Origin of the sequence: Mucilaginibacter lutimaris (genome assembly GCF_042676625.1) — a bacterium.
Taxonomy (GTDB): Bacteria; Bacteroidota; Bacteroidia; order Sphingobacteriales; family Sphingobacteriaceae; genus Mucilaginibacter; species Mucilaginibacter lutimaris.
In genome coordinates, this window is record NZ_JBHTIA010000003.1 from 866,251 (window position 1) to 890,302 (window position 24,052).

General features: G+C 41.5%; 26 protein-coding genes. 8 read left to right on the plus strand and 18 right to left on the minus strand.

Annotation, left to right across the window (positions count from 1 at the left end; translation table 11 throughout):
• The first annotated feature begins 65 nt into the window (after nucleotides 1–65).
• From fbaA to ACFQZI_RS04720, 3 genes are all read left to right on the plus strand, one after another.
• A complete protein-coding gene (gene fbaA, locus ACFQZI_RS04710; protein ID WP_377139070.1) occupies nucleotides 66–1,145 on the plus strand; it encodes a class II fructose-bisphosphate aldolase in 1,080 nt (359 codons plus the stop codon).
• A gap of 94 nt (nucleotides 1,146–1,239) precedes the next feature.
• Entirely contained in the window at nucleotides 1,240–1,740 is a 501-nt protein-coding gene (locus ACFQZI_RS04715) for a low affinity iron permease family protein (RefSeq protein ID WP_377139072.1), read from the plus strand.
• Nucleotides 1,706–2,134 (plus strand): GNAT family N-acetyltransferase, encoded by a 429-nt coding sequence (locus tag ACFQZI_RS04720; RefSeq protein WP_377139075.1) that lies wholly within the window; start codon nucleotides 1,706–1,708, stop codon nucleotides 2,132–2,134. Before ACFQZI_RS04715 ends, ACFQZI_RS04720 begins: the two co-directional genes overlap by 35 nt.
• A gap of 63 nt (nucleotides 2,135–2,197) precedes the next feature.
• Here the strand turns inward: ACFQZI_RS04720 and ACFQZI_RS04725 are convergent, their stop codons facing one another.
• The 7 genes from ACFQZI_RS04725 to ACFQZI_RS04755 form a co-directional block, all read right to left on the minus strand.
• Nucleotides 2,198–3,055, minus strand: a complete 858-nt coding sequence (locus tag ACFQZI_RS04725) for a hydroxymethylglutaryl-CoA lyase (RefSeq protein WP_377139077.1) — start codon at nucleotides 3,053–3,055, stop codon at nucleotides 2,198–2,200.
• Between the two features lie 4 nt (nucleotides 3,056–3,059).
• On the minus strand, nucleotides 3,060–4,373 hold the full coding sequence (locus ACFQZI_RS04730; protein WP_377139080.1) for an NAD(P)/FAD-dependent oxidoreductase: 1,314 nt from the start codon (nucleotides 4,371–4,373) through the stop codon (nucleotides 3,060–3,062).
• 128 nt (nucleotides 4,374–4,501) lie between these two features.
• The gene (gene secDF / locus ACFQZI_RS04735; protein ID WP_377139083.1) at nucleotides 4,502–7,486 is read right to left on the minus strand and encodes a protein translocase subunit SecDF; all 2,985 of its coding nucleotides are present in this window, start codon (nucleotides 7,484–7,486) and stop codon (nucleotides 4,502–4,504) included.
• 114 nt (nucleotides 7,487–7,600) lie between these two features.
• Nucleotides 7,601–8,083: a dihydrofolate reductase gene (locus ACFQZI_RS04740; protein ID WP_377139086.1), complete on the minus strand. Its 483-nt coding sequence runs from the start codon at nucleotides 8,081–8,083 to the stop codon at nucleotides 7,601–7,603.
• Entirely contained in the window at nucleotides 8,080–8,472 is a 393-nt protein-coding gene (locus ACFQZI_RS04745) for a type II toxin-antitoxin system death-on-curing family toxin (protein WP_377139088.1), read from the minus strand. Before ACFQZI_RS04745 ends, ACFQZI_RS04740 begins: the two co-directional genes overlap by 4 nt.
• The gene (locus ACFQZI_RS04750; RefSeq protein WP_377139091.1) at nucleotides 8,469–8,666 is read right to left on the minus strand and encodes a hypothetical protein; all 198 of its coding nucleotides are present in this window, start codon (nucleotides 8,664–8,666) and stop codon (nucleotides 8,469–8,471) included. Before ACFQZI_RS04750 ends, ACFQZI_RS04745 begins: the two co-directional genes overlap by 4 nt.
• Nucleotides 8,667–8,691: 25 nt before the next feature.
• On the minus strand, nucleotides 8,692–9,513 hold the full coding sequence (locus tag ACFQZI_RS04755; protein WP_377139094.1) for a thymidylate synthase: 822 nt from the start codon (nucleotides 9,511–9,513) through the stop codon (nucleotides 8,692–8,694).
• Between the two features lie 166 nt (nucleotides 9,514–9,679).
• Between ACFQZI_RS04755 and ispE the strand changes: the two genes are divergently transcribed.
• Nucleotides 9,680–10,483 carry a 4-(cytidine 5'-diphospho)-2-C-methyl-D-erythritol kinase gene (gene ispE / locus ACFQZI_RS04760; protein WP_377139097.1) on the plus strand — a complete coding sequence of 268 codons (804 nt, stop codon included), beginning with the start codon at nucleotides 9,680–9,682 and terminating at the stop codon, nucleotides 10,481–10,483.
• 61 nt (nucleotides 10,484–10,544) lie between these two features.
• On the opposite strand, the gene ACFQZI_RS04765 is transcribed toward ispE, so the two are convergent.
• From ACFQZI_RS04765 to tgt, 5 genes are all read right to left on the minus strand, one after another.
• Nucleotides 10,545–10,829: a hypothetical protein gene (locus ACFQZI_RS04765; protein WP_377139100.1), complete on the minus strand. Its 285-nt coding sequence runs from the start codon at nucleotides 10,827–10,829 to the stop codon at nucleotides 10,545–10,547.
• Between the two features lie 110 nt (nucleotides 10,830–10,939).
• On the minus strand, nucleotides 10,940–11,161 hold the full coding sequence (locus tag ACFQZI_RS04770) for a hypothetical protein (RefSeq protein ID WP_377139102.1): 222 nt from the start codon (nucleotides 11,159–11,161) through the stop codon (nucleotides 10,940–10,942).
• 501 nt (nucleotides 11,162–11,662) lie between these two features.
• Nucleotides 11,663–12,586, minus strand: a complete 924-nt coding sequence (locus ACFQZI_RS04775) for a DMT family transporter (protein ID WP_377139105.1) — start codon at nucleotides 12,584–12,586, stop codon at nucleotides 11,663–11,665.
• On the minus strand, nucleotides 12,586–13,701 hold the full coding sequence (locus ACFQZI_RS04780; protein WP_377139107.1) for an LptF/LptG family permease: 1,116 nt from the start codon (nucleotides 13,699–13,701) through the stop codon (nucleotides 12,586–12,588). Before ACFQZI_RS04780 ends, ACFQZI_RS04775 begins: the two co-directional genes overlap by 1 nt.
• Complete coding sequence (gene tgt / locus ACFQZI_RS04785) at nucleotides 13,702–14,832, minus strand: tRNA guanosine(34) transglycosylase Tgt (protein ID WP_377139110.1); 1,131 nt, start codon at nucleotides 14,830–14,832, stop codon at nucleotides 13,702–13,704.
• 296 nt (nucleotides 14,833–15,128) lie between these two features.
• On the opposite strand from tgt, the gene ACFQZI_RS04790 reads away from it, so the two are divergent.
• The 3 genes from ACFQZI_RS04790 to rsmG are packed head-to-tail and all read left to right on the plus strand — an operon-like array spanning nucleotide 15,129 to nucleotide 17,375.
• Entirely contained in the window at nucleotides 15,129–16,154 is a 1,026-nt protein-coding gene (locus ACFQZI_RS04790; protein ID WP_377139113.1) for a glycosyltransferase, read from the plus strand.
• On the plus strand, nucleotides 16,145–16,750 hold the full coding sequence (locus tag ACFQZI_RS04795; protein WP_377139116.1) for an RNA polymerase sigma factor: 606 nt from the start codon (nucleotides 16,145–16,147) through the stop codon (nucleotides 16,748–16,750). Before ACFQZI_RS04790 ends, ACFQZI_RS04795 begins: the two co-directional genes overlap by 10 nt.
• Complete coding sequence (rsmG, locus tag ACFQZI_RS04800; RefSeq protein ID WP_377139119.1) at nucleotides 16,740–17,375, plus strand: 16S rRNA (guanine(527)-N(7))-methyltransferase RsmG; 636 nt, start codon at nucleotides 16,740–16,742, stop codon at nucleotides 17,373–17,375. The genes ACFQZI_RS04795 and rsmG overlap by 11 nt, the downstream gene beginning before the upstream one ends.
• Here the strand turns inward: rsmG and ACFQZI_RS04805 are convergent.
• Nucleotides 17,368–19,482 carry a M56 family metallopeptidase gene (locus ACFQZI_RS04805; protein ID WP_377139122.1) on the minus strand — a complete coding sequence of 705 codons (2,115 nt, stop codon included), beginning with the start codon at nucleotides 19,480–19,482 and terminating at the stop codon, nucleotides 17,368–17,370. The genes rsmG and ACFQZI_RS04805 overlap by 8 nt on opposite strands.
• Nucleotides 19,479–19,856 carry a BlaI/MecI/CopY family transcriptional regulator gene (locus tag ACFQZI_RS04810; protein WP_191176196.1) on the minus strand — a complete coding sequence of 126 codons (378 nt, stop codon included), beginning with the start codon at nucleotides 19,854–19,856 and terminating at the stop codon, nucleotides 19,479–19,481. The genes ACFQZI_RS04805 and ACFQZI_RS04810 overlap by 4 nt, the downstream gene beginning before the upstream one ends.
• A 179-nt stretch (nucleotides 19,857–20,035) precedes the next feature.
• Between ACFQZI_RS04810 and dprA the strand changes: the two genes are divergently transcribed.
• Nucleotides 20,036–21,136: a DNA-processing protein DprA gene (gene dprA, locus ACFQZI_RS04815; protein WP_377139124.1), complete on the plus strand. Its 1,101-nt coding sequence runs from the start codon at nucleotides 20,036–20,038 to the stop codon at nucleotides 21,134–21,136.
• Nucleotides 21,137–21,229: 93 nt separating this feature from the next.
• Here the strand turns inward: dprA and ACFQZI_RS04820 are convergent, their stop codons facing one another.
• The 4 genes from ACFQZI_RS04820 to rfaE2 form a co-directional block, all read right to left on the minus strand.
• The gene (locus tag ACFQZI_RS04820) at nucleotides 21,230–21,706 is read right to left on the minus strand and encodes a SixA phosphatase family protein (protein ID WP_377139127.1); all 477 of its coding nucleotides are present in this window, start codon (nucleotides 21,704–21,706) and stop codon (nucleotides 21,230–21,232) included.
• 63 nt (nucleotides 21,707–21,769) lie between these two features.
• Complete coding sequence (locus ACFQZI_RS04825; RefSeq protein ID WP_377139130.1) at nucleotides 21,770–22,399, minus strand: porin family protein; 630 nt, start codon at nucleotides 22,397–22,399, stop codon at nucleotides 21,770–21,772.
• A gap of 56 nt (nucleotides 22,400–22,455) precedes the next feature.
• On the minus strand, nucleotides 22,456–23,424 hold the full coding sequence (locus ACFQZI_RS04830) for a glycosyltransferase family 9 protein (protein ID WP_377139133.1): 969 nt from the start codon (nucleotides 23,422–23,424) through the stop codon (nucleotides 22,456–22,458).
• Nucleotides 23,425–23,490: 66 nt separating this feature from the next.
• Nucleotides 23,491–24,009, minus strand: coding sequence for a D-glycero-beta-D-manno-heptose 1-phosphate adenylyltransferase (rfaE2, locus tag ACFQZI_RS04835; RefSeq protein ID WP_377139135.1), 519 nt, complete (start codon nucleotides 24,007–24,009; stop codon nucleotides 23,491–23,493).
• Nucleotides 24,010–24,052 lie beyond the last annotated feature (43 nt).

Genomic DNA, 24,052 nt, shown 5'->3' on the forward strand with positions numbered 1-24,052 from the left:
AAACTTTAATAATGATATAGGTAAAACCCATAATTTTTATAACTTCGAGGCCCAAACATACGCTCATGGATTTAAAAAATATTAAAGGTGTTCTGCATGGTGACCAAGTGCAGGAACTATTTGAAGCAGCTAAAAAACATCAGTTTGCTTTACCTGCCGTTAACGTTATCGGCACAAACACTATTAACGCGGTAATGGAAACAGCAGCAGCTGTTAAATCGCCTGTTATTATTCAGCTATCTAATGGCGGCGCGCAGTTTTACGCGGGTAAATCGTTAGATAACTCGAAACTACAGGCCTGCATTTTAGGTGCTGTGTCGGCCGCTAAACACGTGCATTTATTAGCCGAGCATTATGGTGTAGCCGTAATTTTGCATACCGACCACGCCGCTAAAAAATTGTTACCTTGGATAGATGGCTTGTTAGAACATGGCGAGAAATTTTTTGCTGAAACCGGCAAGCCGTTGTTCTCATCGCACATGCTTGACCTTTCTGAAGAGCCTATTGAAGAAAATATTGAAATATCTGCCAAATACCTTGAGCGCATGGCTAAAATGGGCATGACGGTAGAGATTGAGCTTGGTGTTACCGGCGGCGAGGAAGACGGCGTTGATAACTCTGATGTTGATAGCTCTCGCTTATATACCCAACCGGAAGAGGTGGCCTACGCTTACGAAGAACTTTCTAAAGTTAGCCACCGGTTTACTATTGCCGCTGCATTTGGTAACGTACATGGTGTTTATAAACCGGGTAATGTTAAATTACAACCGGTTATCCTGCATAACTCACAAGAGTTTTTGAAAGAGAAACATAAGCTTACTGCCGAGAAGCCTATCAACTTTGTATTCCACGGTGGTTCGGGCTCCAGCCAGGAAGAAATTCGCGAAGCGATATCTTACGGTGCCATCAAAATGAATATCGATACAGATATGCAATTTGCATTCTGGGAAGGTATCCGCGATTACTACCAGGCTAAAGAAGGTTATTTGCAAACACAAATTGGCAACCCTGAAGGTGAAGATTCTCCGAACAAAAAATATTATGACCCACGCGTTTGGTTACGCAAGGCCGAAGAAAGCTTTGTAAAAAGGTTAACTGAAGCTTTTGGCGATCTTAACTGTATAGACGTTAACAGCAAACTGTAAGCAAAGTAAAACAAACAGGAATAAAAAACCGCCATGTGATAAACATTGGCGGTTTTTTTTAGTTGTAAGATTATTCAACATATAGGCTTATACAATGGCAAAGAAAAAGAAAAATCTATTTGAACGGTTTGCAAACTGGGCAACAGCCGCAACCGGCAGCTCTGCCGCTTTTATTATTGCTATTTGCACCATTATAGTATGGTTGGTTACCGGCCCTGTATTTAAATACTCGGATACATGGCAGTTAATAATTAATACAGGCACTACTATTATTACTTTTTTAATGGTGTTTCTCATCCAAAAATCGCAGAATAAAGATTCTAAAGCTATACATTTAAAGTTGAATGAGTTGCTTGCATCGCACGAGGGCGCGAGTAACCGTATGGTTGATATTGAGGACCTTACAGAAGATGAGCTTGATAAGCTGCATAAATTTTACGTAAAAATATCTGATCTGGCAGAAAAAGAGGACGATATTTTATGTACACATTCAATTGATGCCGCCGAAGAGAATCATAACGAAAAGTTAACAAAAATCAAATCTAAAGCGCATTATAAAAGTGCAAAAACAAGTACAAGTAAACAAAATAAATAACCCTGCCGATCTGGAAAAGGCTTTTGCCATAAGGCATGAGGTTTTTGTGACAGGCCAAAACTGCCCCGCTCACCTGGAACGGGCAAACGAAGATGAAGCTCACCATTTTTTAGCTAAGGTTGATGGTGAACCTGCCGGTGCATCCCGCTGGCGCAAAACTGCCGATGGATATAAACTGGAGCGTTTTGCCGTATTAGAAAAGTTTCGGGGTCTTGGCGTGGGCCAGGCCCTTGTAAAGGCTGTACTGGAAGATCTGCCTGCAAATGCCGGTTATGTTTACCTCAACTCACAAACGCCTGCTGTTAGCCTATACCAGCGCTTTGGCTTTAAAAAAGTGGGGCCGGAGTTTGAAGAGGCAGGTATGATGCACTATAAAATGGTACTGAAGAAGTAGATTTAAGGCATTAGAGTAAGGAGTCAAGATTTACTTCCGGTGATAAATATTAAGCTATACATTTCACCCAAATACTTTTCCCGAATAATCCATCGCTTCGCTTAATTTGTCCAAATCAAGGCCTAGGTCGAGGTTTTGATGCAGGAGATAGGCTATGAGGTTTTCGGTAGCAATGTTACCTGTAAGGTCATCTGCGGCCATTGGGCATCCCCCGTATCCTTTTAAGGCCACATCAAATTTGTTACAGCCGGCCTGGTAAGCCGCGGCTAACTTTTCCTGCCAGGTATCGGGTGTGGAGTGCAGGTGTACGCCAAATTCTGTAATTGGAGATAACCGGGTTAGGGCAGGGTAAAGGCTGGTGATCTGCTCTGGGGTAGATGCGCCTATAGTATCTGATAAGGCTATATAGCCAATACCTTCATCTATCATCTTTTGCGCCCAGTGCTGTACAATATCAGCGTTCCATTCATCTCCATAAGGGTTACCAAAACCCATAGACAGGTAAATTAACAAGCTTTTGTTATTTGCGACGCATAGCTCGTTAATGCGCTTTACATTATTAAATGCCTGCGCCATAGTGGTGTTGGTATTACGTAGCTGAAAAGTCTCAGAGATAGAAAAGGGGTAACCCAGGTAATTTATCTCGGGGTGCATCAGGGCATTTTCCGCGCCGCGATAATTGGCTATAATAGCTAACAGCTTCGATTGCGTGTTATCCAGGTCCAGCTTGCTTAAAACGTCTGCCGTATCGCGTAATTGAGGTATAGCCTTAGGTGATACAAAACTGCCAAAATCTATCGTATCAAAACCTACCTGTAAAAGCAGGTTTATGTATTCGGCTTTTACATCGGTAGGAACAAAATTGTGCAGGCCCTGCATAGCATCGCGCGGGCATTCGGTAATTTTAATATGTTGAGCCATTAGGTTAGTCGGGTTTAGATACCTGCTCTTGCTTATCTACAAGTTCTTCGCGCCTAAAGTTACGTATTATAAGCCTGCTGCCACCATTATAGGTAATATAGCTGGCAACCCAGTTAATAAAAACAATAACACGGTTGCGGCCGCCCATAAGGGAGATAAGATGCACAAACATCCATATTAACCAGGCAAAAAATCCCTGGAATTTTAGTTTACCTAAGTCGGCAATAGCCTTATTGCGGCCAATAGTTGCCAATGACCCCTTGTCGTTATATTTGAAAGGTACAGTTTGCTCGCCTTTTATCAGGCGATAAATATTTTTACCGGTAGCGTCACCCATTTGAATGGCAACCTGTGCCACACCGGGATGGCCTTTGGGGGTTTCCTCAGTTATCATAGCGGCCACATCACCAATGGCAAATATGTTGTTAAAGCTTGCAACGCGGCAAATGGTATCTACTTTAATACGGTTACCACGCTCAATAGCCTCTTTAGATACGCCCTCGGGCACAACGCCCATTACCCCGGCCGACCATATCACATTTTTGGTACGGATGCTTTTGCCGCCTTCAAATTTTATTTCGTTACCATCATAGCTCTCTACTTTTACATTCAGCAACACTTCAACCCCCATTTTATGCAAATAGTCCTCAGCTGCTTTAGAGCCTTCATCGCTAAAGGGGCCTAACACCTTCGGAAGAAAATCTACCAGGTAAACTTTCATCTCCTCTTTAGATAGTTCGGGATAATCTTTATTTAACACGTGGTTACGCAACTCTGCCAAAGCGCCGGCAAGCTCTACACCTGTAGGCCCTGCGCCAACCAGTACAAATGATAGCAGGGGAGCGCGTTCTTCCTTAGAGGGCTTTAAAATGGCTTCTTCGAGGTTCTGCAATACCATGTAGCGTAGGTTTAATGCCTCGGGTATAGATTTCATAGGCATCGCGTAATGCTCAATCTCCTTATTCCCGAAAAAGTTGGTGGTAGATCCTGTTGCAATAACCAGATAATCGTAATCGATGTTACCTATACTCGTTATAACAGTATTGCGTTCGGTATCTATCCGGTTAACTTCGGCATGTCGAAAGCGGAGGTTCTTTTGGTCATCAAAATTTTTACGGAGCGAGAAGGCAATAGATTCGGCCTCCAAACTACCCGTTGCTACCTGATATAGCAATGGTTGAAATGTGTGATAGTTGTGTTTATCTATTAGTACAACTTCCACGGGTTTATCAGCAAGTTGTTTGGCAACTTGTATACCGCCAAAGCCGCCACCTATAATAACTACCGTTGGAAATTTTGATTGATCAGTAGAATTCATGAGTAATTATTTATTGTTTGTAGCTCAATCAAACACCTTTTGGGGTGCGAGCTTAAAGAAAGCTAATAGTTGTAAAACAAAAAAGGCTCCAAATGTTCTTTGGAGCCTTTTAAAAATATTAAAAATGATTATTTCAGGTCTTTCTTTCCAAAATCGATAATAACCGGTGAGGCTACACAGATAGATGAATATGTACCAAAAATAACACCTATCAGCAACGCGAAGGAGAAGCCTTTAATAACATCGCCACCGAAAGCGAATAATATCACCAATATCAATATTACTGTAAACGCGGTAATAATGGTACGGCTTAAGGTGTTGTTAATAGCGTGATTGATAACCTCTTTAGGGTCGGTATTTTTCTCATGCACCAAAAATTCGCGGATACGGTCAAACACTACCACGGTATCGTTAATTGAATAACCAATAACGGTAAGCAGCGCCGCAACAAATGCCTGGTCGATATCTAAAGAGAACGGAAGGATATCTTTAAACAACGAGAAGAACGATAGTACCAGCAATGAATCGTGCGCGGTTGCAACCATCGCTCCAAGGCTAAACTGCCATTTGCGGAACCTGATCAGGATGTACGCTGAGATTACAATGATAGCCAATATAATTGTCCATTTAGCCGAGGCTTTAACCTCGTTAGCGATAGTAGCTTCAACCTTTTGATGGCTCAGTATCTGGCTTTTTTCAATTTTTGTGGCCGGGTTAGCTGCCAACGCTTTTATTAATGCCGCCTCAACTTTATCATCGGCATTTGGCGAGTTATCATTAATCAAGTAATTGGTATTGATGCTCATTTTGTTATCAGTACCGTAAGTTTTTACCTCGGCACCGTGTCCAATAACACCGTCTATAGACTCATGGATCTGCTCGGTAGTAACCGGGTGGTCAAACTTAATAATGTAAGTGTGGCCACCACCAAAATCAACACCGTAGTTAAAACCGCGTGTAACCATTGATACTAAACCTGCTAAGATAAATATGCCAGAGAAAGCATAAAATTTGAAGCGGTTTTTAACAAACGCGTAGTTAGCGTTTTTGAAAGTATGTGAGCTCCATGGGCGCGAGAAGGTAATATCCCAACCTTTTTCTAACATGTATTCAAATATCAGCCTTGAGATCAATAACGAACAGAATAACGTTGTTATAATACCGATCATCAAAGTAGTTGCGAAACCCTGGATAGGACCCGAACCAAATAAGAACAAGATAACCCCTGTTAAGAATGTACTGATGTTGGCATCAAGAATTGATGGTAAAGCATGTTTAAAACCATCGGCTACAGCTATACGGATAGATTTGCCTAAAGCAAGCTCTTCACGCACACGCTCATAAACCAATACGTTAGCATCAACCGCAACACCTAATATCAGGATGATACCGGCGATACCAGGCAGCGTTAATACTGCACGGATACTCACCAATACACCCATCAGGAAGAATACGTTAATCAATACCGCTATAACGGCTACAGTACCCGCACGTTTGTAGTAGGCTATCATAAAGATTAAAATAACTACTAAACCAAGTACACATGATAATAAACCTGCGTTAATAGCTTCCTGTCCTAAAGACGGACCTACAACAGCCTCACCAATAATACGGGCCGGTGCCGGTAAGCGACCTGCTTTTAATACGTTGGCTAAGTCTTTAGTATCTTCTTGTGTAAAGTTGCCTGATATTGATGATACACCACCAGAAATTTCGTTTTGAACGTTAGGGGCAGAGTAAACGTTATCATCCAACACAATAGCGATAGCTCTTTTTTGTGCCGATGCTGATGCTTCTGCTGTGATTGTTTTCCATTTTTGGGCACCTTGTGAGTTCATGTACATGGTAACCTCAAAACCACCTTTTTGCTGGTCAACATCAGAACGTGCATCGTTTATTACATCACCTGATAGTACCGGGCCGTTTTCGGCACCTGCAAGTTTAATGGCATATAGTTCAAATACCTTGGTGCTTTTAATAGGTTTTACACTCCAAAGGAATTTCATGTTTTGCGGAATAACAGATTTGATATCCGCGCTACGCAGGTAGCTGTTAACTTTGGCAGTATCTTTTACAGCCGAGTAGCCAACAATAGGCCCCGGGCTTAACTGCTGCTGGCCATCCTGACCCTGATAGGTAACCGGTGACATAACCGCGAATAACGGGTTCTGTGCAGCAATTTGTGCTTTGTTTAAACCGGCAGAATCTTTACCGGCAGCAGTGTTTTTTAATTTGCTTAATAACGAAGCGGCAGAGTCTTTAGCGGTTGTTGGTTTTGCTGTACCTGCAAGTTTTGCTTTAGCGGTGTCAGCTTTAACAGTATCTTTTTTAGGTGCAGCAGCTTTTGCTTTTGCAGCTAATAAGCCATTTATGTTATTCAGTAAACTATAAACTTCGGTGTTATCATAAGTTTGATAGAACTCCAGTTTAGCCGAACCCGATAGAAGTTTACGAACACGCTCAGGCTCTTTAACACCGGGTAACTCAATTAAGATACGGTTAGTGCTTTTTTGCAACTGAATGTTTGGTTGTGTTACACCAAACTGATCTATACGGGTATGTAGTACCGTGTACGATTGTTGTACCGCTGTAGATGCCTGATCTTTCAGATAAGCTTCAACTTCGCTGTTTGATGAATTGTATTTTAACTTATCCTGGTTGTTGCTGTTTGCAAATATGGCGGCAAGCTTATTGTTGGGCGCTAATTTTTCATACTCATCTACAAAAAGGGTGATGTAATCTTTTTGTTCGGTTACGCTACGTGCCTGCGCGTTTGATAAAGCCTGGTTAAAGGCAACATCGGCATTGTTGTTTGATAACTTTGTTACCAGCTCACGTAACGAGATCTGCATCGTTACGTTCATACCGCCTTTTAAGTCGAGGCCCAGGGCAAGTTCCCTGTCTACGCAATACTGGTAAGTATGGCCAAACACCGGGTAAACCGGTAATGTTGAAACAGAATCAAGATATGCCGCTTTTTTTTCAGGATTTCCCTTTGAGTACACTTCGGCATCATTCTCAACTTTGTGGGCCACCCATGTAAATGAAAGCTGGTATAAGCACACCACAGCCAGCAGAATGGCGAAAAATTTAATAACCCCTTTACCTTGCATCGCGAATTAAATATGTAATTAATTAGTTTATAAGCTTTTTAAATAAGACGGCAAATCTAATAAAATTTCACAAGCCTGAAATTTTTAATTGAAACAAAATAATCTTAGTTTTTGTTACCGGCGGTTTAGTGTGATAAATGAATAAGGGAGCGGATTTTTCTCATCAGGCTCGTTATATTCACGGCTAGCCTCGTCCCATTTTGAGTAGTCAATTTCTGGGAAAAAGGTATCAGCTTCAAAATCTTTGTGGATTATGGTTAGGTAGATGCGGTCAGTTATGTCCATCGCCTGGCGGTAGATCTCGGCGCCACCTCCAATGAACACTTCATCCTCACCCTTGCAAAGCTCGAGGCCTTCGTTAATAGATTTTACCACCTCGCAGCCCGGGATCTCTATATCCTGCCTTGTCACCACAATATTGCGGCGGTTTGGCAGCGGCTTACCTACAGACTCATAAGTTTTGCGCCCCATGATAATAGTTCGGCCTGAGGTGATCTCTTTAAAATGTTTAAGATCTTTAGGCATGTGCCAAAGTAACTGGTTGTTTTTGCCAATAGCGTAGTTTTGGGCTATGGCTACTATAATGGAGATTGTCATTTGATTTTAGTTGAGAGAGGTTTACAGTTAGCCAAAAGCCATAATTTGATTTCTTCAAATCGATATTCGCCGATACAAACTTTGATAACCAGGTTGTACTTTTCTTCCTGTGTGGCTATTGGGATAAACTTGCCATGCCGTAAGATAACTTCCATGAGAGTGTATGCAGTTCTTTTATTACCATCAACAAATGGATAATTTATGGCTATACTTTCGAGAAGGGCTACAGCCTTTTCAATAGCAGTTGGATATAAATCAATATTGTCGAAAGTAGCAAAAGGCCTATTTAATGCAGAATCTAATAAGTCTTTATCTCTAATACCTTTTGACCCGCCAAATAAATCAATTAATCTGTTATGTGCTCTTAAGGCTGCGTCAACGGTTATCATTTTGCTAAACGCTCGAGTAACTCTTTATTTTCAGCAATGATATCATCAACATAGCTATCAAAAGTTACGTCATCAATATTTTTACCTTGCTCAATTTTGGTAAGCAAAAGCAAAACATCGCCAAGCTGATTTTCATTTTCAGGTAATCTATCAATTACCTGGTGTAATCGAGTTTTGATTTCTGTAACCGTCATAATCTCAAATTTACAAAACCTATGCCTAAACTGCAACTACCCCTTTTATATGTGGGTGCGGGTCATAGTTCTCCAGTGTAAAATCTTCAATTTTAAAATCGAAGATGCTTTTTACATCTGGGTTGATCTTCATGGTTGGTAATGGCCTTGGCTCACGGCTTAGTTGCAGCGTGGCTTGCTCCAGGTGGTTATTGTAAATGTGCGCGTCGCCAAAGGTGTGTATAAAGTCGCCATAGTCCAGGTCGCATACCTGGGACATCATCATGGTAAGCAATGCGTATGACGCGATGTTGAAAGGCACACCCAAAAATATATCGGCACTGCGCTGATACAGCTGGCAGGATAACTTACCACGCGTTTCCCCTTTTGTGGTATTAGCCGGTTGCACATAAAACTGGAACAGGCTATGGCAGGGTGGCAGGGCCATTTGATTAACATCAGCAACATTCCAGGCCGATACCATAATGCGGCGCGAATCGGGGTTGTTCTTCAGTTGGTTTACTACCTGGGTTATCTGGTCTATATGTCCGCCATCGGGTGTTGGCCAGCTGCGCCACTGGTAACCGTAAACAGGGCCAAGGTTGCCATTCTCATCAGCCCACTCGTCCCAAATGCGTACGCCGTTATCTTTCAGGTATTGGATGTTGGTATCACCTGATAAAAACCAGATGAGCTCATGTATAATGGATTTGAGGTGCAGCTTCTTGGTTGTCACCATCGGGAAACCATCCTGCAGGTTAAAACGCATCTGGTAGCCAAACACGCTGAGTGTGCCTGTACCGGTGCGGTCATGCTTTTGCGCTCCGTTCTCCATCACATGCTGCATCAGGTCGAGGTACTGTTTCATTTTAAGTAATTATTGATTTAGTGATTTGTTGATTGGATGGATTGTTAACGGGACTAAAGAACCATTGAACTAATGAACCAATGAACAATTCTAACACAAATAAAAATAATCTATTTTTGGTATCCTACTGATGTGTATAAATACATACGGTGTTAATTGAATTTTAATGATAGCATTTCCAAACGCCAAAATAAATATCGGACTAAATATTACCGCCCGCCGCCCGGATGGTTATCATGATCTGGAGACCGTTTTTTACCCCGTTAAAATTAACGATGTACTGGAAGTGGTAGAGGCCGATGACTTAAGTTTTGAATCATCAGGTTTAGACATTCCCGGCAGGATGGAAGACAACCTTTGCATAAAGGGCTATCACTTGCTGAAAAAGGATTTCGATTTGCCGCCCATAAAAATCCATCTTCATAAAAATATCCCGATAGGCGCCGGGTTGGGTGGGGGATCTGCCGATGCCGGTTTTTTCATTAAACTGATGAATGAAAAATTTGCCCTCGGCCTTAACAACGATAGGATGGAAGACTACGCCCGCCAGCTTGGTGCCGACTGTGCATTCTTTATCCGTAATAAACCGGTGTTCGCGTTTGAGAAGGGAGACGAATTTGAACCTATCAATCTTGACCTGTCGGCATACAAACTTGCATTGGTGATGCCTGATGAGCACGTATCTACCGCGGAGGCGTACAGAGGCGTAAAACCTGCCCCGGTTCTTGATTCGTTATACGACCTGATAAAAATGCCTCTTACTGCATGGAGAGGGCATATTAAGAATGATTTTGAGGGGCACATTTTCCGCGATCATCCCGTTATACGTGGCGTAAAAGCAGAGTTGTATGGGCATGGCGCCATATACGCCAGTATGAGCGGGAGTGGAGCGTCTGTTTTTGGTATTTTTGAGGACACCCCAAACCTTGAAGACATGAAAGAAAACTACCAGGTATTTGAAAACGTATAGCAATCCAGGGAAAGGGAAGGCAAGACCTAATCTTCTAACCTTCGGTCTCCGATATCTAACACTAATCTCTGCTGATGTAGTCCCGGTCCTCGTCACTTAGTGTATTTTTATCGTCGCCGGCGTGCCGTTCATCGTAGTGTTCGCTGATGTTGTATTTTTTATTTTTTGGGCGGCCAACCAATACACCTAAAATAAATGCAACCACCGCGATCCCCGTCATTACCGGCACCTTCGACATGTAGACGGTGCTAAACAAAATTGTAAATTTTACCTCATCGGTATTCTGCATAATAATGATGGTTAGCAATACCACAATTACAAGCGCGATAATATTTTTAATGCTCATTTTTTCTCCCTGGTTTTTAGTTTCTACAAGATGCGATTTTAAAATGTGTTTTAAAAATCTGGAACCTTAGCAGATGGAAATATCCCATTTATGTTTTGTGTCGAAGAAAGTCAGACTTTGAATCGATGTGAAACTACGGTAACTAAAAATCGCTCTTCATTTTTTAGAAATCCGTTTTTTTTAGCTTCGTTAAAACTGCCTCCATTTTGGCATGATAGTGGCATTACCTCAATTACCAGACGGTGGTTTTTTAAGGCTAAATTTCGCTCAAATTGTAAATCTGTATACAGCTTATGCATCTCCCCCAATTTATTTAAAATCTCGTATTTCAAATCCAATACACTTTATTCAAATTACTTGACTGTTTTAGCAAAGCAAATTTTTACATCATTTAACACATTTAAATTCTCTCATTTACAATGTTATAAACAGAGATAATTGCGCTAATTTAATTAAATGCTATTTTTTTTAGTATTTTGTGAAATTGATTTTTAATTATAGTTTATTTTTTTATTTACATGTAGTTCATAAATTGTTGATTTATAAATATATATAAATTATACTTGTGATAGTAAATCTGTATAGTTATTTAAAATTTAGTTCGAATTTGGTTGTGTTTAAAATTTTATATGAAGTGAAAATTCAGTACACTAACTAAAAACTGAAAATGTCGCTATTCCGTCCGAAATATTTGCGACATGAAAATCTACCTTAAAAATATTGGATGTCTTAGAAGGGCTTAAAACGCGTCAAAATTCAACGCTACTTTACCCCTACCCCGTGAAGAACCGGGTGTGATTTGGATAAAGATTTGGAAATAATGAAACATATAATTAGCGGTTGCGGCGCTTAGCCACCTGCTTTTGAGCAACAGGAAATAAGAAGACAGTTGACAAAATAATTACCGAGCCAACCCAAAAACCAGCCGACATTTTATTCATTTCGCCAAAGAACAGGAACGACATGATGATGCCATATACCGGCTCAAGGTTGGTAACGAGCGCTACTTTAAAGGCCGATATCTCGCGCATTACAGATACCCCGGCAACGTAGGCAAGGGCCGTGCAAACGGTTCCGAGGATAACCAGGTAACCAATATCAGAAAGGTTTGGAATGATAAATTGTGCAGTGCCACCTGTAGTAAAAAGGTAAATGGTGATCCATAAAAAGGCGCCGCTTAACTCGTAAAATGCTATCACAGGGGCTTCCATTTTCTTGACAAACCGACTGTTGATGATAGAAAAAAGACTTGCTAATATGGCGCTAACCAAGCCTGCTATAATACCCTTAGTGTATTTCGCTTCGAATTTAAATATCAAAACGATGCCAATAATTATTAAAATTCCGGCTACGATCTCCATTTTTGAGATGTGCGTTTTGTTTATCAGAGGTTCGAAAATAGCGGTAAAAAGTGTGATGGATGAGAGGCAAACCAATGCCACCGGAATGGTAGAAAGCTTGATAGAAGCGAAAAAAAGTATCCAGTGGCCGCCCACTAAAGCGCCCGTAAGCGCCAGTTTTAACACCATTTTATACTCTATTTTAAACGCCGTTTTGCTGAATTTGAAGTAAAAAAACAACGAAAACGCTGCTATAAGCACCCGGTACCAAACCAAGTTTACTGCAGTAATGGTGATAGCCTGGCCTAAAATTCCTGTAAACCCCCAAATAAAAACAGTAAAATGCAGAATTAAAAGGTTCTTATTTAGACCTGGAATCGCCGGTTTTTGCCTCGGATCAGTAGCCGTTTCAGCCATTATTTTGGTGCTTTAATAATAAGGATATAGGCTAAAATGCCAAATAATGTGCTCGGTGTAAGCACTGCAATAAGCGGAGGGAAGCCTCCTTTAATGGCAAAAACCAAGGCAAATTTGTTTACAACTATAAAGGTGAAACAGATAAAAATCCCGATACCAAGGGGTAAACCAACCCCGCCGCGCACCTTGCGCGAGGCTATGGCAACCCCGATACAAGTGAGTACAAACGTTGATAATGGCTCTACAAAACGCCTGTATTTTTCAAATTGCATGTCCACAATTACACCGGTACTGCGGGTCTTTTCCTTCTCTATCCCCTTGTTTAAAACCGACAAACTCATGGCTCCATAGATGTTACTTATGATGTTATCGTGGGCCTCAAAGTCTACCGGGCGCATGTCTAAAGCGGTATCAATGGGGGGCAGGTTTTGCTTTAAAACTTCTTTTAAACCATTTACATAACGTATGGTTGGCGTGTTTAAAGTCCACCTGTTTTTAAGTGAATCGTACTTGATACTGGTAGCTGTAAGCTTCTCTTTCAGCTCATCGCCATCAAACTTTTCGAGCGTAAAATTGTACCCGGTTTGCAGACCGGGGTCATAAGTTTGCAGGTAAACAAAGGTCCTTTTATCCAGTTGGATATGCACTTCGCTCTTGGATGGGTCGTCGTTTTTGAAGAAATGTGAGCTTTCAAACGATACCTTTAGCTTGTTTGTATAAGGTAAAACATAAACATTTATGAATAATGACACCACAAATATCAGCGAAGCCGATATGATATAGGGCCTCATAAAGCGATAAAAACTTGCCTTACTGGTTAAAATGGGAACAATTTCTGTTTGGTTGGCCATCTTAGCGGTAAAGAATATTACCGCTAAAAAGTTAATTAATGGCGACAACAGCATCATATAAAACGGAATAAACCCGGCGTAGTAAACAAAAATTACATCATGTATCGTAGTTTCGTCGCTCAGGAAGTTATCCAGGTGTTCGGACACGTCAAACACTACCGATATTACCAGAAAAATACCCAGGGTAAACACAAATGTGCCCAGGTATTTCCTCATAATAAAGGAATCGATAATGGTTAGATACTTATCTAAAAAGCGCTTCATTTACAATCTTTGGCCTAAACGGGTTACCATAACTTTCTTCCAGTCGTAAAACTCACCGCTGATGATTTTATTGCGTGCTTCCTGTACTAACCATATGTAAAAGTGTAAGTTATGCAAAGTAGCTATCTGTGCGCCCAGCATTTCGCCGCTATGTATCAGGTGGCGCAGGTAAGCCTTGGTGTAGCAGGTATCGGCATATAGGTCGCTATTGGCCTCAATAGGGCTAAAATCATTCTTCCACTTTTCGTTTTTGATGTTGATGATACCATCTTTGGTAAATAGCATGCCGTTACGCGCGTTGCGGGTTGGCATAACACAATCAAACATATCAATACCCAAGGCTATGTTTTCCAATATGTTAACCGGTGTGCCTACACCCATCAGGTATCGGGGCTTATGTTCGGGCAATATATTGCAAACAACCTCTGTCATGGCGTACATTTCTTCGGCAGGTTCGCCTACGCTAAGGCCGCCAATAGCATTTCCTTCGCGCTCAAAAGATGCTATAACCTCAGCAGAACGCACGCGCAGATCTTTGTAAACCGACCCTTGTACAATTGGGAAAAGCGTTTGGCTATACCCATATTTAGGCTCGGTAGTATCAAAGCGGTCGCAGCAGCGCTTAAGCCAGCGATGGGTCATCTCTATAGAGCGCTTGGCGTAATTATAGTTGCAGGGGTAGGGTGTACATTCATCAAAGGCCATAATAATATCGGCTCCAATGGTGCGCTGTATATCCATCACATTTTCGGGCGTAAACAAGTGTTTTGAGCCATCCACATGCGAGCGAAAGGTTACACCTTCTTCTTTTATCTTGCGCACTTCGGTAAGCGAGTATACCTGGTAGCCGCCGCTATCTGTTAAAATAGGGCCCTGCCAGCCATTAAATTTATGCAAACCGCCGGCCTGCTCAATGGTGTTTAAGCCCGGCCGTAAGTATAAGTGATAGGTGTTCCCTAATATAATTTGCGCCTTTATATCGTCTTTCAGCTCGCGCTGGTGTACTGCTTTTACGGTGCCGGCTGTGCCAACAGGCATAAAAATTGGCGTTTGTATAACCCCGTGGTCTGTAGTTACCTCGCCCGCCCGGGCTTTAGAAAGGGGATCTTGTGCTGTTAAATTAAATTTCATTTATCCCGGCAAAATTAACAAAACCTGCCTTATTGTTGTAACCTTTAAGGCTGTAAAGCGGTAATGTTTGTTGCTGATAGCTAAATGTTTTGCACAATTTAATAATGTAGAGCCCCCAAACCGAAATATGTTAACATTTCAGCCTTAAAACGTTACAACATTACAAGCTTTTTTATCAAATTTGCACCTTATTATAAAGGCGTTTGGAAGCTTATATTCAAGGGGTACTGTTTGTTTTATTTCAGTTATGTTTTATTGTTCAGCTGTATTACCTCATTAGTAATCATAGCAAGCTAATGCGCTACACCCCCGAAGATGCCTTGCCCGCACCAACGGTGCCCATTTCGGTAATCATCAGCGCCCGTAACGAGGCCCGCAACCTCATCCAAAACTTACCTTATATATTACAGCAAAATTATCCCGATTATGAGGTGGTAGTTATTAACGACTGCTCTACCGATAATTCTGACGAGATACTACAGGATATTCAGCGCGAGTTTGCGCATCTTAAAGTGGTTACCATTACCGAGCATGTGCGCTTTAAAACAGGTAAAAAATTCGCGCTTACCCTGGGTATAAAGGCTGCCAAATACGAACATTTGTTATTTACCGATGCTGATTGTAAACCGGCAACCTTAAACTGGGTAACCCGCATGGCAGCCAAATTTACCGGCAACACGCAGATAATTTTAGGCTACTCTCCATACACGCGCACGGGTAATTTTTTAAACCCCTTCATAAGATTTGAGACGTTAAAAACCGCTGTGAACTACCTGTCGGCGGCTTTAAACGGTAATGCCTATATGGGTATTGGCCGTAACCTGGCCTATACTAAAACATTGTTTTTTGGCGCTAAGGGTTTTGCAGCGCATATGCACGTAATATCCGGCGACGACGACCTGTTTGTAAATCAAAACGCAACATTACAAAATACCGCCATTGAAATACACCCCGATACATTTACTTATACAGATGCTAAAACTACGCTGGGAGGCTGGTTCAGGCAAAAGAAAAGGCACATGGGCGTAGGTAAATTGTATAAGAACAACCACAGGCGCATGCTTAGTTTTGATGCTATTAGTGGGTTTTTATTTTATGTTTTATTTATATTGTGCCTGGTGTACAAATTTGAACCGCTATTAGCCATTGGCGTAGTTGTGTTTAGGTTGGCTCTACAGTTAATTATATACCGTAAGATATTTAAACAGTTGGCTTGTGGCGATTTGGTATGGTCATTGCCGTTTTTTGACATTACATATTATATATATTTAAATGTGTTTGGTTTGATAGGTACATTTATTAAAACCACCAGATGGAAATAAATAAAAATTTTACCGAAAACGCAAAGAACGATTTTCACCTGGTTGTAAAAGCAAGGGAAGGAAACCAGAAGGCATATGCCGACCTGATGCACCGCTATAAAGATTCGATATACTTTATGGTGCTTAAGATGGTGAACAACAAGGAAGATGCTAACGACCTTACTGTTGAAACCTTTGCCAAAGCCTTTGAAAAACTGGAAAAGTATCAGCCCGAATATGCTTTTAGTACCTGGCTTTTCCGTGTGGCCACCAACAATTGTATCGATTTTATACGTAAGAAAAAGCTTAGTACACAGTCGATACATGGCATGTTAGATGAAGAGGGCGATGAAAAACCCTTGCAGATAAAATCTGATGTGCTGAACCCCGAGGAATCGTCTATTAAAAAACAACAAACACAAGAACTTAAATTATTGATAGAAAGTTTACCTATACGCTATCGTAACCTCATTACGCTCCGCTACTTCGACGAATTATCGTACGAGGAAATAGCACAACAGCTCGATCTGCCCCTGGGCACTGTTAAAGCGCAATTGTTTAGAGCCAGGTATTTGTTAGGTAACATCATTAACCGCCATAATAAGGATGACATCTGAGATCCTGCTGAAATATTTCCCCGATCTGACTGCCGATCAGCAAGAACAGTTTGCCCGATTGCAGGAGCTTTACACGCTTTGGAACAGCCAGATCAACGTTATATCCCGTAAGGATATTGACCTGCTTTACGAGCGCCATGTGCTGCATTCGTTAGGAATTGCTAAGGTTATGCCCTTTTTACCCGACGAAAATGTGCTTGATGTTGGTACAGGTGGTGGTTTCCCGGGTATCCCTTTGGCTATTTTATTCCCCGAAACCAATTTCCATCTGGTTGATTCTATTGGTAAAAAAATAAAGGTGGTTAATGAAGTAGCTTCCGCTTTGGGCTTAAAAAACGTTAAAGGAACTCATGCCCGTGCAGAAGAGATAAAGCAACAGTTTGATTTTGTAGTGTCGCGCGCGGTTACGCAACTAAAAGATTTTTACCCCTGGGTGAAAGGTAAATTCAGCAAGCAATCCAAAAATAAATTAGCTAACGGGATACTGTATTTAAAAGGCGGGGACCTTACACAAGAAATTGCCGACGCGGGTTTAGCCGTTCAGCAATATCATCTCAAAGACTACTTTGAGGAGGAGTTTTTTGAAACCAAGCAGGTTATCTACGTGAAAGATAGCTTTATTTGAAAGTAATAGAAGGCTTACCATAAAGTAAAATAACGCCATTTTTTGCTTGATCACCCCATCTTTTAAGCGCATATTCATCGCCCTTTGCGTACACCATTACCGAGTCTGCCGTGGTGATGTTTAGCTTTTTACCTATAGCGGATTTATCAATTTTGTAGATCTTATCGTTTACGATTATAACGGGAGATTTGGCTGGGTCATATACTTTTGCATCCTGATTTTCTTTTACGGCAGGCGGCGCTTTTTCAATTGGCGGCGGTGGCGGCGGTACTTTACTTTTAACCTTCGGTGGGGCAGGTGGCGGTGGGGCATTTACGTAGCCGGTAGCTACAACAACCCCTGCAAAGTTGGGTTTAGACCTGTAATCGTCTATCGACTGATATTTTTTAGTATAGCCTTGTAATGCAAATACAGTAACCATATAGTATTGGCCGGGGGCTTTATTAACTATGCCGTTAAAAGATCGCAGTGCGTTAACAGCTGCTTCGTCGCACCCTTTGCCAATGCCTCTTTCCACTTTTACATCGGTTATTTTATGATCGGGATTCAAGCGGTAAGATAATATTACATTTCCATCAGTTTTACTTTCCCGGGCCGATTGTGGGTACCGCAAAGTTTTTGCCATGTGTTTATACAAAGCTATATATGCCGCTTCGTAAGGAGGGGGCGGGGGGAGTAAGGCTTTATGATTAGGCAATTGTGGCGCAATTACCAGTGCACTTCCTTTTTTATCTTTGTTGTATATTGATTTTGGCGGCTGAGGTGGGGTCGGTAAGCGTTTACCGGTATCAGCCCACTCTTTAGGGCGTTCTATTACGGCGAGCTTATAACCATTTGCTTCTAAATCTTTTTGCTCAGCTTCGGTTATGGGGTTATTAACCGAATAGGTGTGTTTAAAGCCCGTTGCCCTATTGTCAATCACTACAGAATTACCTGTACCTGTAGTACCATTTGGTGCTGTTAATTGCAATGTATAATTTACGCTGTCGATAACAGGTGTGCTGATGATCTTCTCGAGTATAAGCCCTTTCTTTTGCAATAACTCATCCTGGTCCGCTTTAGTAAGGGTAGCCGCGGTGTATTTTTTCTCCACTCCCGTTAAGGTGTCCTTGTACACCATATCACTCCCTGTTACCGAGATGTTTGTTTTTGGGTTAGTTATCCTGAGGATGTATTTTGACGTGTCAAGCGATGAATTAACCACAGCCTTTCGCGGTGCCAGGTCTATCAGTCCGTAATCCTTACTAAACACCAGTGTTGATGTGCAGAGCATGCCCGCGCATAGCGGCAGCACTGCCAGGTACTTTAGCCTTGCTAACTTACCCGATCTGTTTTTGTTTAACATAATTATCCTCTTTTTTAATAGGTTATAATTGAAGAATGAATGCGCTATATAATTGCCTTGCACGCCGTAAGCATTATTTAGCAGAAAAGAAGAGTAGGCAAGGGCATCCTGTTCAAGGGAGGCGGTTTGCTCATCGGCAATGTATTCGTGTATGGTTTTAAGGCTGCGCTGTATAAGATAAATGAAGGGGTTAAACCAGTTAAATATTTTTACTATCTCTAAGAAGATGATATCGGCCGAATGCTTTTGGCGAATGTGTACCAACTCGTGTGCTATTATAGTTTCGGGCTGTGGTATATTGGTGCCTATAAACAGGTAATTAAAAAAAGAAAACGCTGTATTATCATCTTTAAGCTTTACCAACTTATAATTATTAGTATTTACTACCGCGGTTTTACGTGTAAGAATATACAGCTTGCGTAAGCGGAACATTAGTATGAATACTGCTACAGCTACACCGGCTATATACAGGTATGGCATGGCATCATCAAATGTAAATTGGTCTATAGGTGTAGCTGGTTTCTGGACGTTTGCTGGCAGAACAATCACCTGGGTAACAGGTTCTGCAATTTCAATTTGGGGCATAACCGGTTTAAGTATACCAAGCTGTGTAAAGGGCAGCACAAAGGCAATTATGCAGCTAAATATGAGGTAAACACGGCCCAGCATATAGTGGGTATCGCGGTTCAAGAACAAGCAATAACACAAATAAAATACCGCCAGGTATATATTTGCCTCTATGAGATAATGCAGCCAGCTCATTTTTTTTGAGATTTAAGTTTGTTAATCAATTCGGTAAGTTCATCCAGTTCTTTTAGGCCAAGGTCCTTTTCATCAGCAATAAAGGAAACCAGGCTTTTGTAGGAGTTATCGAAGTAGTTGCTCATTAGCTTATCAAAAGTAAATTTCTTATAATCGTCCTCGCTGATGAGCGGGAAGTACACGTGCGAGTTGCCATAAGCTTTATGATCTATAAATCCCTTTCCCTCCAATACCCGCACAACGGTTGATACTGTGTTATATGCCGGCTTTGGCTCTGGAATTTTCTCCAGAATATCTTTTACAATTCCTTCCTTCAATTGCCACAATATCTGCATGATCTGTTCTTCGGCTTTGGTGAGTTCCTTTAATTTCATAGTAAACTATTTTTATAGTTAGACTAAGGTAAAACTATTTTTATAGTTTTCAAACTATTTTTGTAGTTTATTTTAAATTATTTTTATGGTTATGGTTATAAACATGATAAATGAAATATTTTAGCTATAAATGCTAATTATTTTAGGAAAATATATAATTTAGAGTTTCTGAAATATACATGTCTCTACTACACCAGGTTGCTTTAACGTTTGTAAATAAAATAGGTCCGGTACTTGCACGATCAATGGCGAGCCACTTTGGCGGAGCCGAAGAAGTGTTCAAAAAATCCAAAGAGGCGTTAACACAGGCGAGAGGCGTGGGGGCCAAAAGGCTCGAACTATCTGATTTTAACGAGGCCTTACGAAGGGCGGAGCAGGAGCTGAAATTCATTGAGAATAACAAGGTAGATGTTTTATACTATACCGATCCGCGGTTTCCGCGTAAACTAAAAATATGTAACGATTCGCCTTTGCTGCTCTATTCAAAAGGGAATGCCAACCTTAACAATCACCGTATTATAAGTATTGTAGGCACCCGCAACGCTACAGATTATGGCCGTAGTTTGTGCAGGCAATTAATAGAAGAATTGCAGGATTATAATGTATTGATCGTAAGCGGGCTGGCTCTCGGTATTGATACAGCCGCGCATCGCGAAAGCATTGCGCTAAATATACCAACGGTTGGCGTGCTTGGGCATGGTTACGACAGGATGTACCCCAGCCAGAACAGCTCACTTGCCGAAAAGATGCTGCAAAATGGTGGGCTTTTAACCGAATATCCATCAGGCACAAAACCCGGGCGCGAGAACTTTCCGCAGCGCAACCGCATTGTTGCCGGTATGGCTGATGCTACCGTTGTGGTAGAAGCAGGGTTAAAAGGCGGGGCATTAATTACTGCCGAAATTGCCAATACTTATAACAGAGATGTATTCGCATTCCCCGGCAGGTTAGGGGATGAGTACTCGGAAGGGTGTAACTTCCTCATCCGAAACAACAAAGCGGCGCTGCTTACCTGTGTTGCTGACCTGGCCTATAGCCTTGGGTGGGAAAAAAACAGCGAGATAACGAGCGCGCCCGAGCAATTAATATTACCTATAGATCTGTCTGCCGAAGAGCGGTCCGTTTACGAGATCATTCAGCAACATAAACTTCCGTTAGCTATTGATGACCTGTCTATTAAAGCTAATATGCCTATGAGCCAACTGGCCATGACCCTGCTTGACATGGAATTACAGGGCTTTATCCGCTCGTTGCCGGGTAAGATGTATAAGGTTAATTAGAAGTCCTAAGTCTTTAGTCTTAAGTTGAAAGTCTTTATTGGTGTCTGATTTATATTTGACTCAGAACTTTAGACTAAAAAATTTGGACTTAGCTTAATCTTTAGGTGTGTCGTAAAAAGTAAGTTTGCCCGTAGCTTCATAAATCTCTGCCCAGGTGTCCAACTCAAATTCAATCAGCGCTACAGAGCAGGGCGGGACTTCTTTTATGGCGCCGCTTAAGTAATAAAGTACCTGGCTTATACCGGGGTTATGGCCAACAAGGGCAATAAAATCTTTATCCTGCGGCAGGCCTTCAATCACTTTTAGTAAGGCGCTTTCGCTGGCATCATAAATAGTTTTATTGGTTATCGCATTTGGTAAACCTAAAACCTGGCTAAAAACGTTCGCGGTAGCCAGGGTACGCAAGGCAGGGCTTGCAACCAATATTTGTGGTTGAATACTGTTTGCCTGTAGTCGTGCGGCCATCAATTCTGCCTGTTGGAACCCCTTGTCTGTTAAAGGGCGTTCAAAATCGGCAAAGCCGCTTTCGTGCGTGGCTTTGGCGTGGCGTATCAGCAATAACTTTTTCATAGGCCCTAAAATAAAAAAGAGGAACATATGTCCCTCTTTTTTTGTTTCGTAAAAGTTCCTCGGTTAGAATTTAAAACCAACAGAAACGCCAAATACGCGGTTTTTGGTAGATGCCTGGCTTGTGCCGTCGTTTCCGATATCTGATAAACCAAGATCGTAGTTAAGGCCTACAAGAAAACCATTTTTAAATTCAACACCTGCAATACCGTTGATACCAAAATCGGTGCGTTTAACATCACCTGCATCGCTGCCAAAAGTAATATCTTCGCTTTGGGTTACGCCTCCGCCTGTATATTTTTGTTTACCGGTTACACCAAGCGCTGCGTAAGGACCAGCACCAAAATAAACATTGCCGATGGCTACAGGGGCATGATAAACAATGTTAACAGGCAACTGTAAGTAATACAAGTTAATTTTGGCTACGTTGCCATCTTCTTCTTGTTTGCCACCTTTACCGGTAAAGTTAAGCGCCGGTTGCAAAGAGATACCGCCTAATTTAAAATCGGCGAATACACCTGCCGAAAATGTAGTTAATGTACCTGTAGTTACAGAAACAGATGTACCTGCTGATGAAGCTGATGCATTTAATGTTGCAAAGTTAACGCCACCTTTGATACCAAATGTTGGTAATTGAGCGTAAGAAGCTAAAGATGCGCTCATTAGCACAACTGCAATAAGTAATAATTTTTTCATGTAATAAGTGTTTATTGTTTGCGCGCAAAAGTAATAATTTAAACTAAATAATTCGTTTAAATTTTATTGTTTGCAAAAGCGGCAATAGGTTCTTCGGGTATATCATGCATGCATTTGAAGTGACCAAGGGGGCATTTCTCCAGCCCAAACTTAGAGCAGGGGCGGCAGCTAAGGTCAATCCCTGCCACTAAAACATCCTTTACCATATAGGGTTGTACGCCTAAAAGGTCGGGTACGGTGCCACCCCAGATAGATACTATAGGGCGGTCAAATGCTTCGGCAATATGGGTAAGGCCTGTATCAAAACCAATAATGCTTTTGGCTTTTGATACCAGGAAAACAGATTCCTCAAGCGTAGTGATACCGCAGGCATTGTAAATATTTGTACCGATGGCCGCGGCTATCTCATCTCCATTTGCTTTAACATCACTACCACCCAACAATACAACCGGCCAATTGATCTGCCTGCAAATGCTGATGATCTTTTGGTTAGGCATCCGTTTGGTAAAGTGCGTAGCGCCAATTATAAAAGCCACATAGTTTTGGTGCGATGCCGGAAGCAGCGCAGTAAGCTGATGATCTTGCTTTATATAATAGTCTATAGATTTACCGTCATTGGTTATACCTAAAAATTTCACTGCTTTTAAGTATCTGTCTACCAAGTGGGTAGGCGGTACAAGCTTTAAATTAAGCTTGAGGCTAAGCCATTTGCGGATAGTTTGCTTTTTATAGGTTGACGCTTTTATGCCTGTACGCAGCTTAATAATGGCTGTGCGCAGGTTATTATGCAGGTCAATAATGTGATCGTATCCCTCTGCTTTTATCTCCGCTATGGTTTCTGTCAGGCTTGGCTTTAACAGCAGCAGCTTATCAACATAAGGGTTATTGTCGTAAATGTATTTAAAAGCCGGTTTGGTAAGGAAGTGTATCTCGGCATCAGCAAGTTGCGTTTTAAGGCAACGTACAACAGGTGTAGTATAAATGATATCACCCATCGAACTAAAGCGGATCACCAGTATCTTCACAGAGCTAATTTATAATTGATTGATTTAGTGATTGTGGATTTGACTTATTTTCTTGCAAAACATCTTTCAGCAAGTTTGTTCGCCTTTAACCTGCGCCTTTATTCTGTTGATAATAGATGTGGATGAATAGCCATCAACCAGGGTTATTGTTTTTACCTCGCCGCCGTTGGCTAATACCTCTTTAGCACCGGCAATATTTTCTACCGTGTAGTCGGCACCTTTTATCAACACATCGGGCATTAATTTAGTTATTAGCTCGCGCGGGGTATCTTCTTCAAACAATATAACGGCATCAACAAAAAACAGCGCGGCTAACAATGCGGCACGGTTATTTTGATCGTTTACCGGGCGGCTTTCGCCTTTAAGCCTTTTTACTGATGCATCGGTATTTAAGCCAATGATGAGTTTATCGCCCAGTTCGGCAGCTTTAGATAGGTAAGTTATGTGCCCAAGATGCAGCAGGTCGAACACACCATTTGTAAAAACAACCTTTTTTCCATCGCTTTTCCAGCCGGCTATATTGGCTGTGAGTTGGGGCAAGGTGGTTATTTTAGCAAGCAATGTTTTTTCCAGGTCGTGGCGCATATACAATTATTGATTTATTGACTGTCTGAGTTTTAGCCTTATC

Bases quoted from the DNA above. Each gene is read 5' to 3' on its own strand.
- fbaA (WP_377139070.1), top strand. From the start codon at position 66: ATGGATTTAAAAAATATTAAAGGTGTTCTGCATGGTGACCAAGTGCAG.
- ACFQZI_RS04715 (WP_377139072.1), top strand. From the start codon at position 1,240: ATGGCAAAGAAAAAGAAAAATCTATTTGAACGGTTTGCAAACTGGGCA.
- ACFQZI_RS04725 (WP_377139077.1), bottom strand. From the start codon at position 3,055: ATGGCTCAACATATTAAAATTACCGAATGCCCGCGCGATGCTATGCAG.
- ACFQZI_RS04730 (WP_377139080.1), bottom strand. From the start codon at position 4,373: ATGAATTCTACTGATCAATCAAAATTTCCAACGGTAGTTATTATAGGT.
- secDF (WP_377139083.1), bottom strand. From the start codon at position 7,486: ATGCAAGGTAAAGGGGTTATTAAATTTTTCGCCATTCTGCTGGCTGTG.
- ACFQZI_RS04740 (WP_377139086.1), bottom strand. From the start codon at position 8,083: ATGACAATCTCCATTATAGTAGCCATAGCCCAAAACTACGCTATTGGC.
- ACFQZI_RS04745 (WP_377139088.1), bottom strand. From the start codon at position 8,472: ATGATAACCGTTGACGCAGCCTTAAGAGCACATAACAGATTAATTGAT.
- ACFQZI_RS04750 (WP_377139091.1), bottom strand. From the start codon at position 8,666: ATGACGGTTACAGAAATCAAAACTCGATTACACCAGGTAATTGATAGA.
- ACFQZI_RS04755 (WP_377139094.1), bottom strand. From the start codon at position 9,513: ATGAAACAGTACCTCGACCTGATGCAGCATGTGATGGAGAACGGAGCG.
- ispE (WP_377139097.1), top strand. From the start codon at position 9,680: ATGATAGCATTTCCAAACGCCAAAATAAATATCGGACTAAATATTACC.
- ACFQZI_RS04765 (WP_377139100.1), bottom strand. From the start codon at position 10,829: ATGAGCATTAAAAATATTATCGCGCTTGTAATTGTGGTATTGCTAACC.
- ACFQZI_RS04775 (WP_377139105.1), bottom strand. From the start codon at position 12,586: ATGGCTGAAACGGCTACTGATCCGAGGCAAAAACCGGCGATTCCAGGT.
- ACFQZI_RS04780 (WP_377139107.1), bottom strand. From the start codon at position 13,701: ATGAAGCGCTTTTTAGATAAGTATCTAACCATTATCGATTCCTTTATT.
- tgt (WP_377139110.1), bottom strand. From the start codon at position 14,832: ATGAAATTTAATTTAACAGCACAAGATCCCCTTTCTAAAGCCCGGGCG.
- ACFQZI_RS04790 (WP_377139113.1), top strand. From the start codon at position 15,129: ATGCGCTACACCCCCGAAGATGCCTTGCCCGCACCAACGGTGCCCATT.
- ACFQZI_RS04795 (WP_377139116.1), top strand. From the start codon at position 16,145: ATGGAAATAAATAAAAATTTTACCGAAAACGCAAAGAACGATTTTCAC.
- rsmG (WP_377139119.1), top strand. From the start codon at position 16,740: ATGACATCTGAGATCCTGCTGAAATATTTCCCCGATCTGACTGCCGAT.
- ACFQZI_RS04805 (WP_377139122.1), bottom strand. From the start codon at position 19,482: ATGAGCTGGCTGCATTATCTCATAGAGGCAAATATATACCTGGCGGTA.
- ACFQZI_RS04810 (WP_191176196.1), bottom strand. From the start codon at position 19,856: ATGAAATTAAAGGAACTCACCAAAGCCGAAGAACAGATCATGCAGATA.
- dprA (WP_377139124.1), top strand. From the start codon at position 20,036: ATGTCTCTACTACACCAGGTTGCTTTAACGTTTGTAAATAAAATAGGT.
- ACFQZI_RS04820 (WP_377139127.1), bottom strand. From the start codon at position 21,706: ATGAAAAAGTTATTGCTGATACGCCACGCCAAAGCCACGCACGAAAGC.
- ACFQZI_RS04825 (WP_377139130.1), bottom strand. From the start codon at position 22,399: ATGAAAAAATTATTACTTATTGCAGTTGTGCTAATGAGCGCATCTTTA.
- rfaE2 (WP_377139135.1), bottom strand. From the start codon at position 24,009: ATGCGCCACGACCTGGAAAAAACATTGCTTGCTAAAATAACCACCTTG.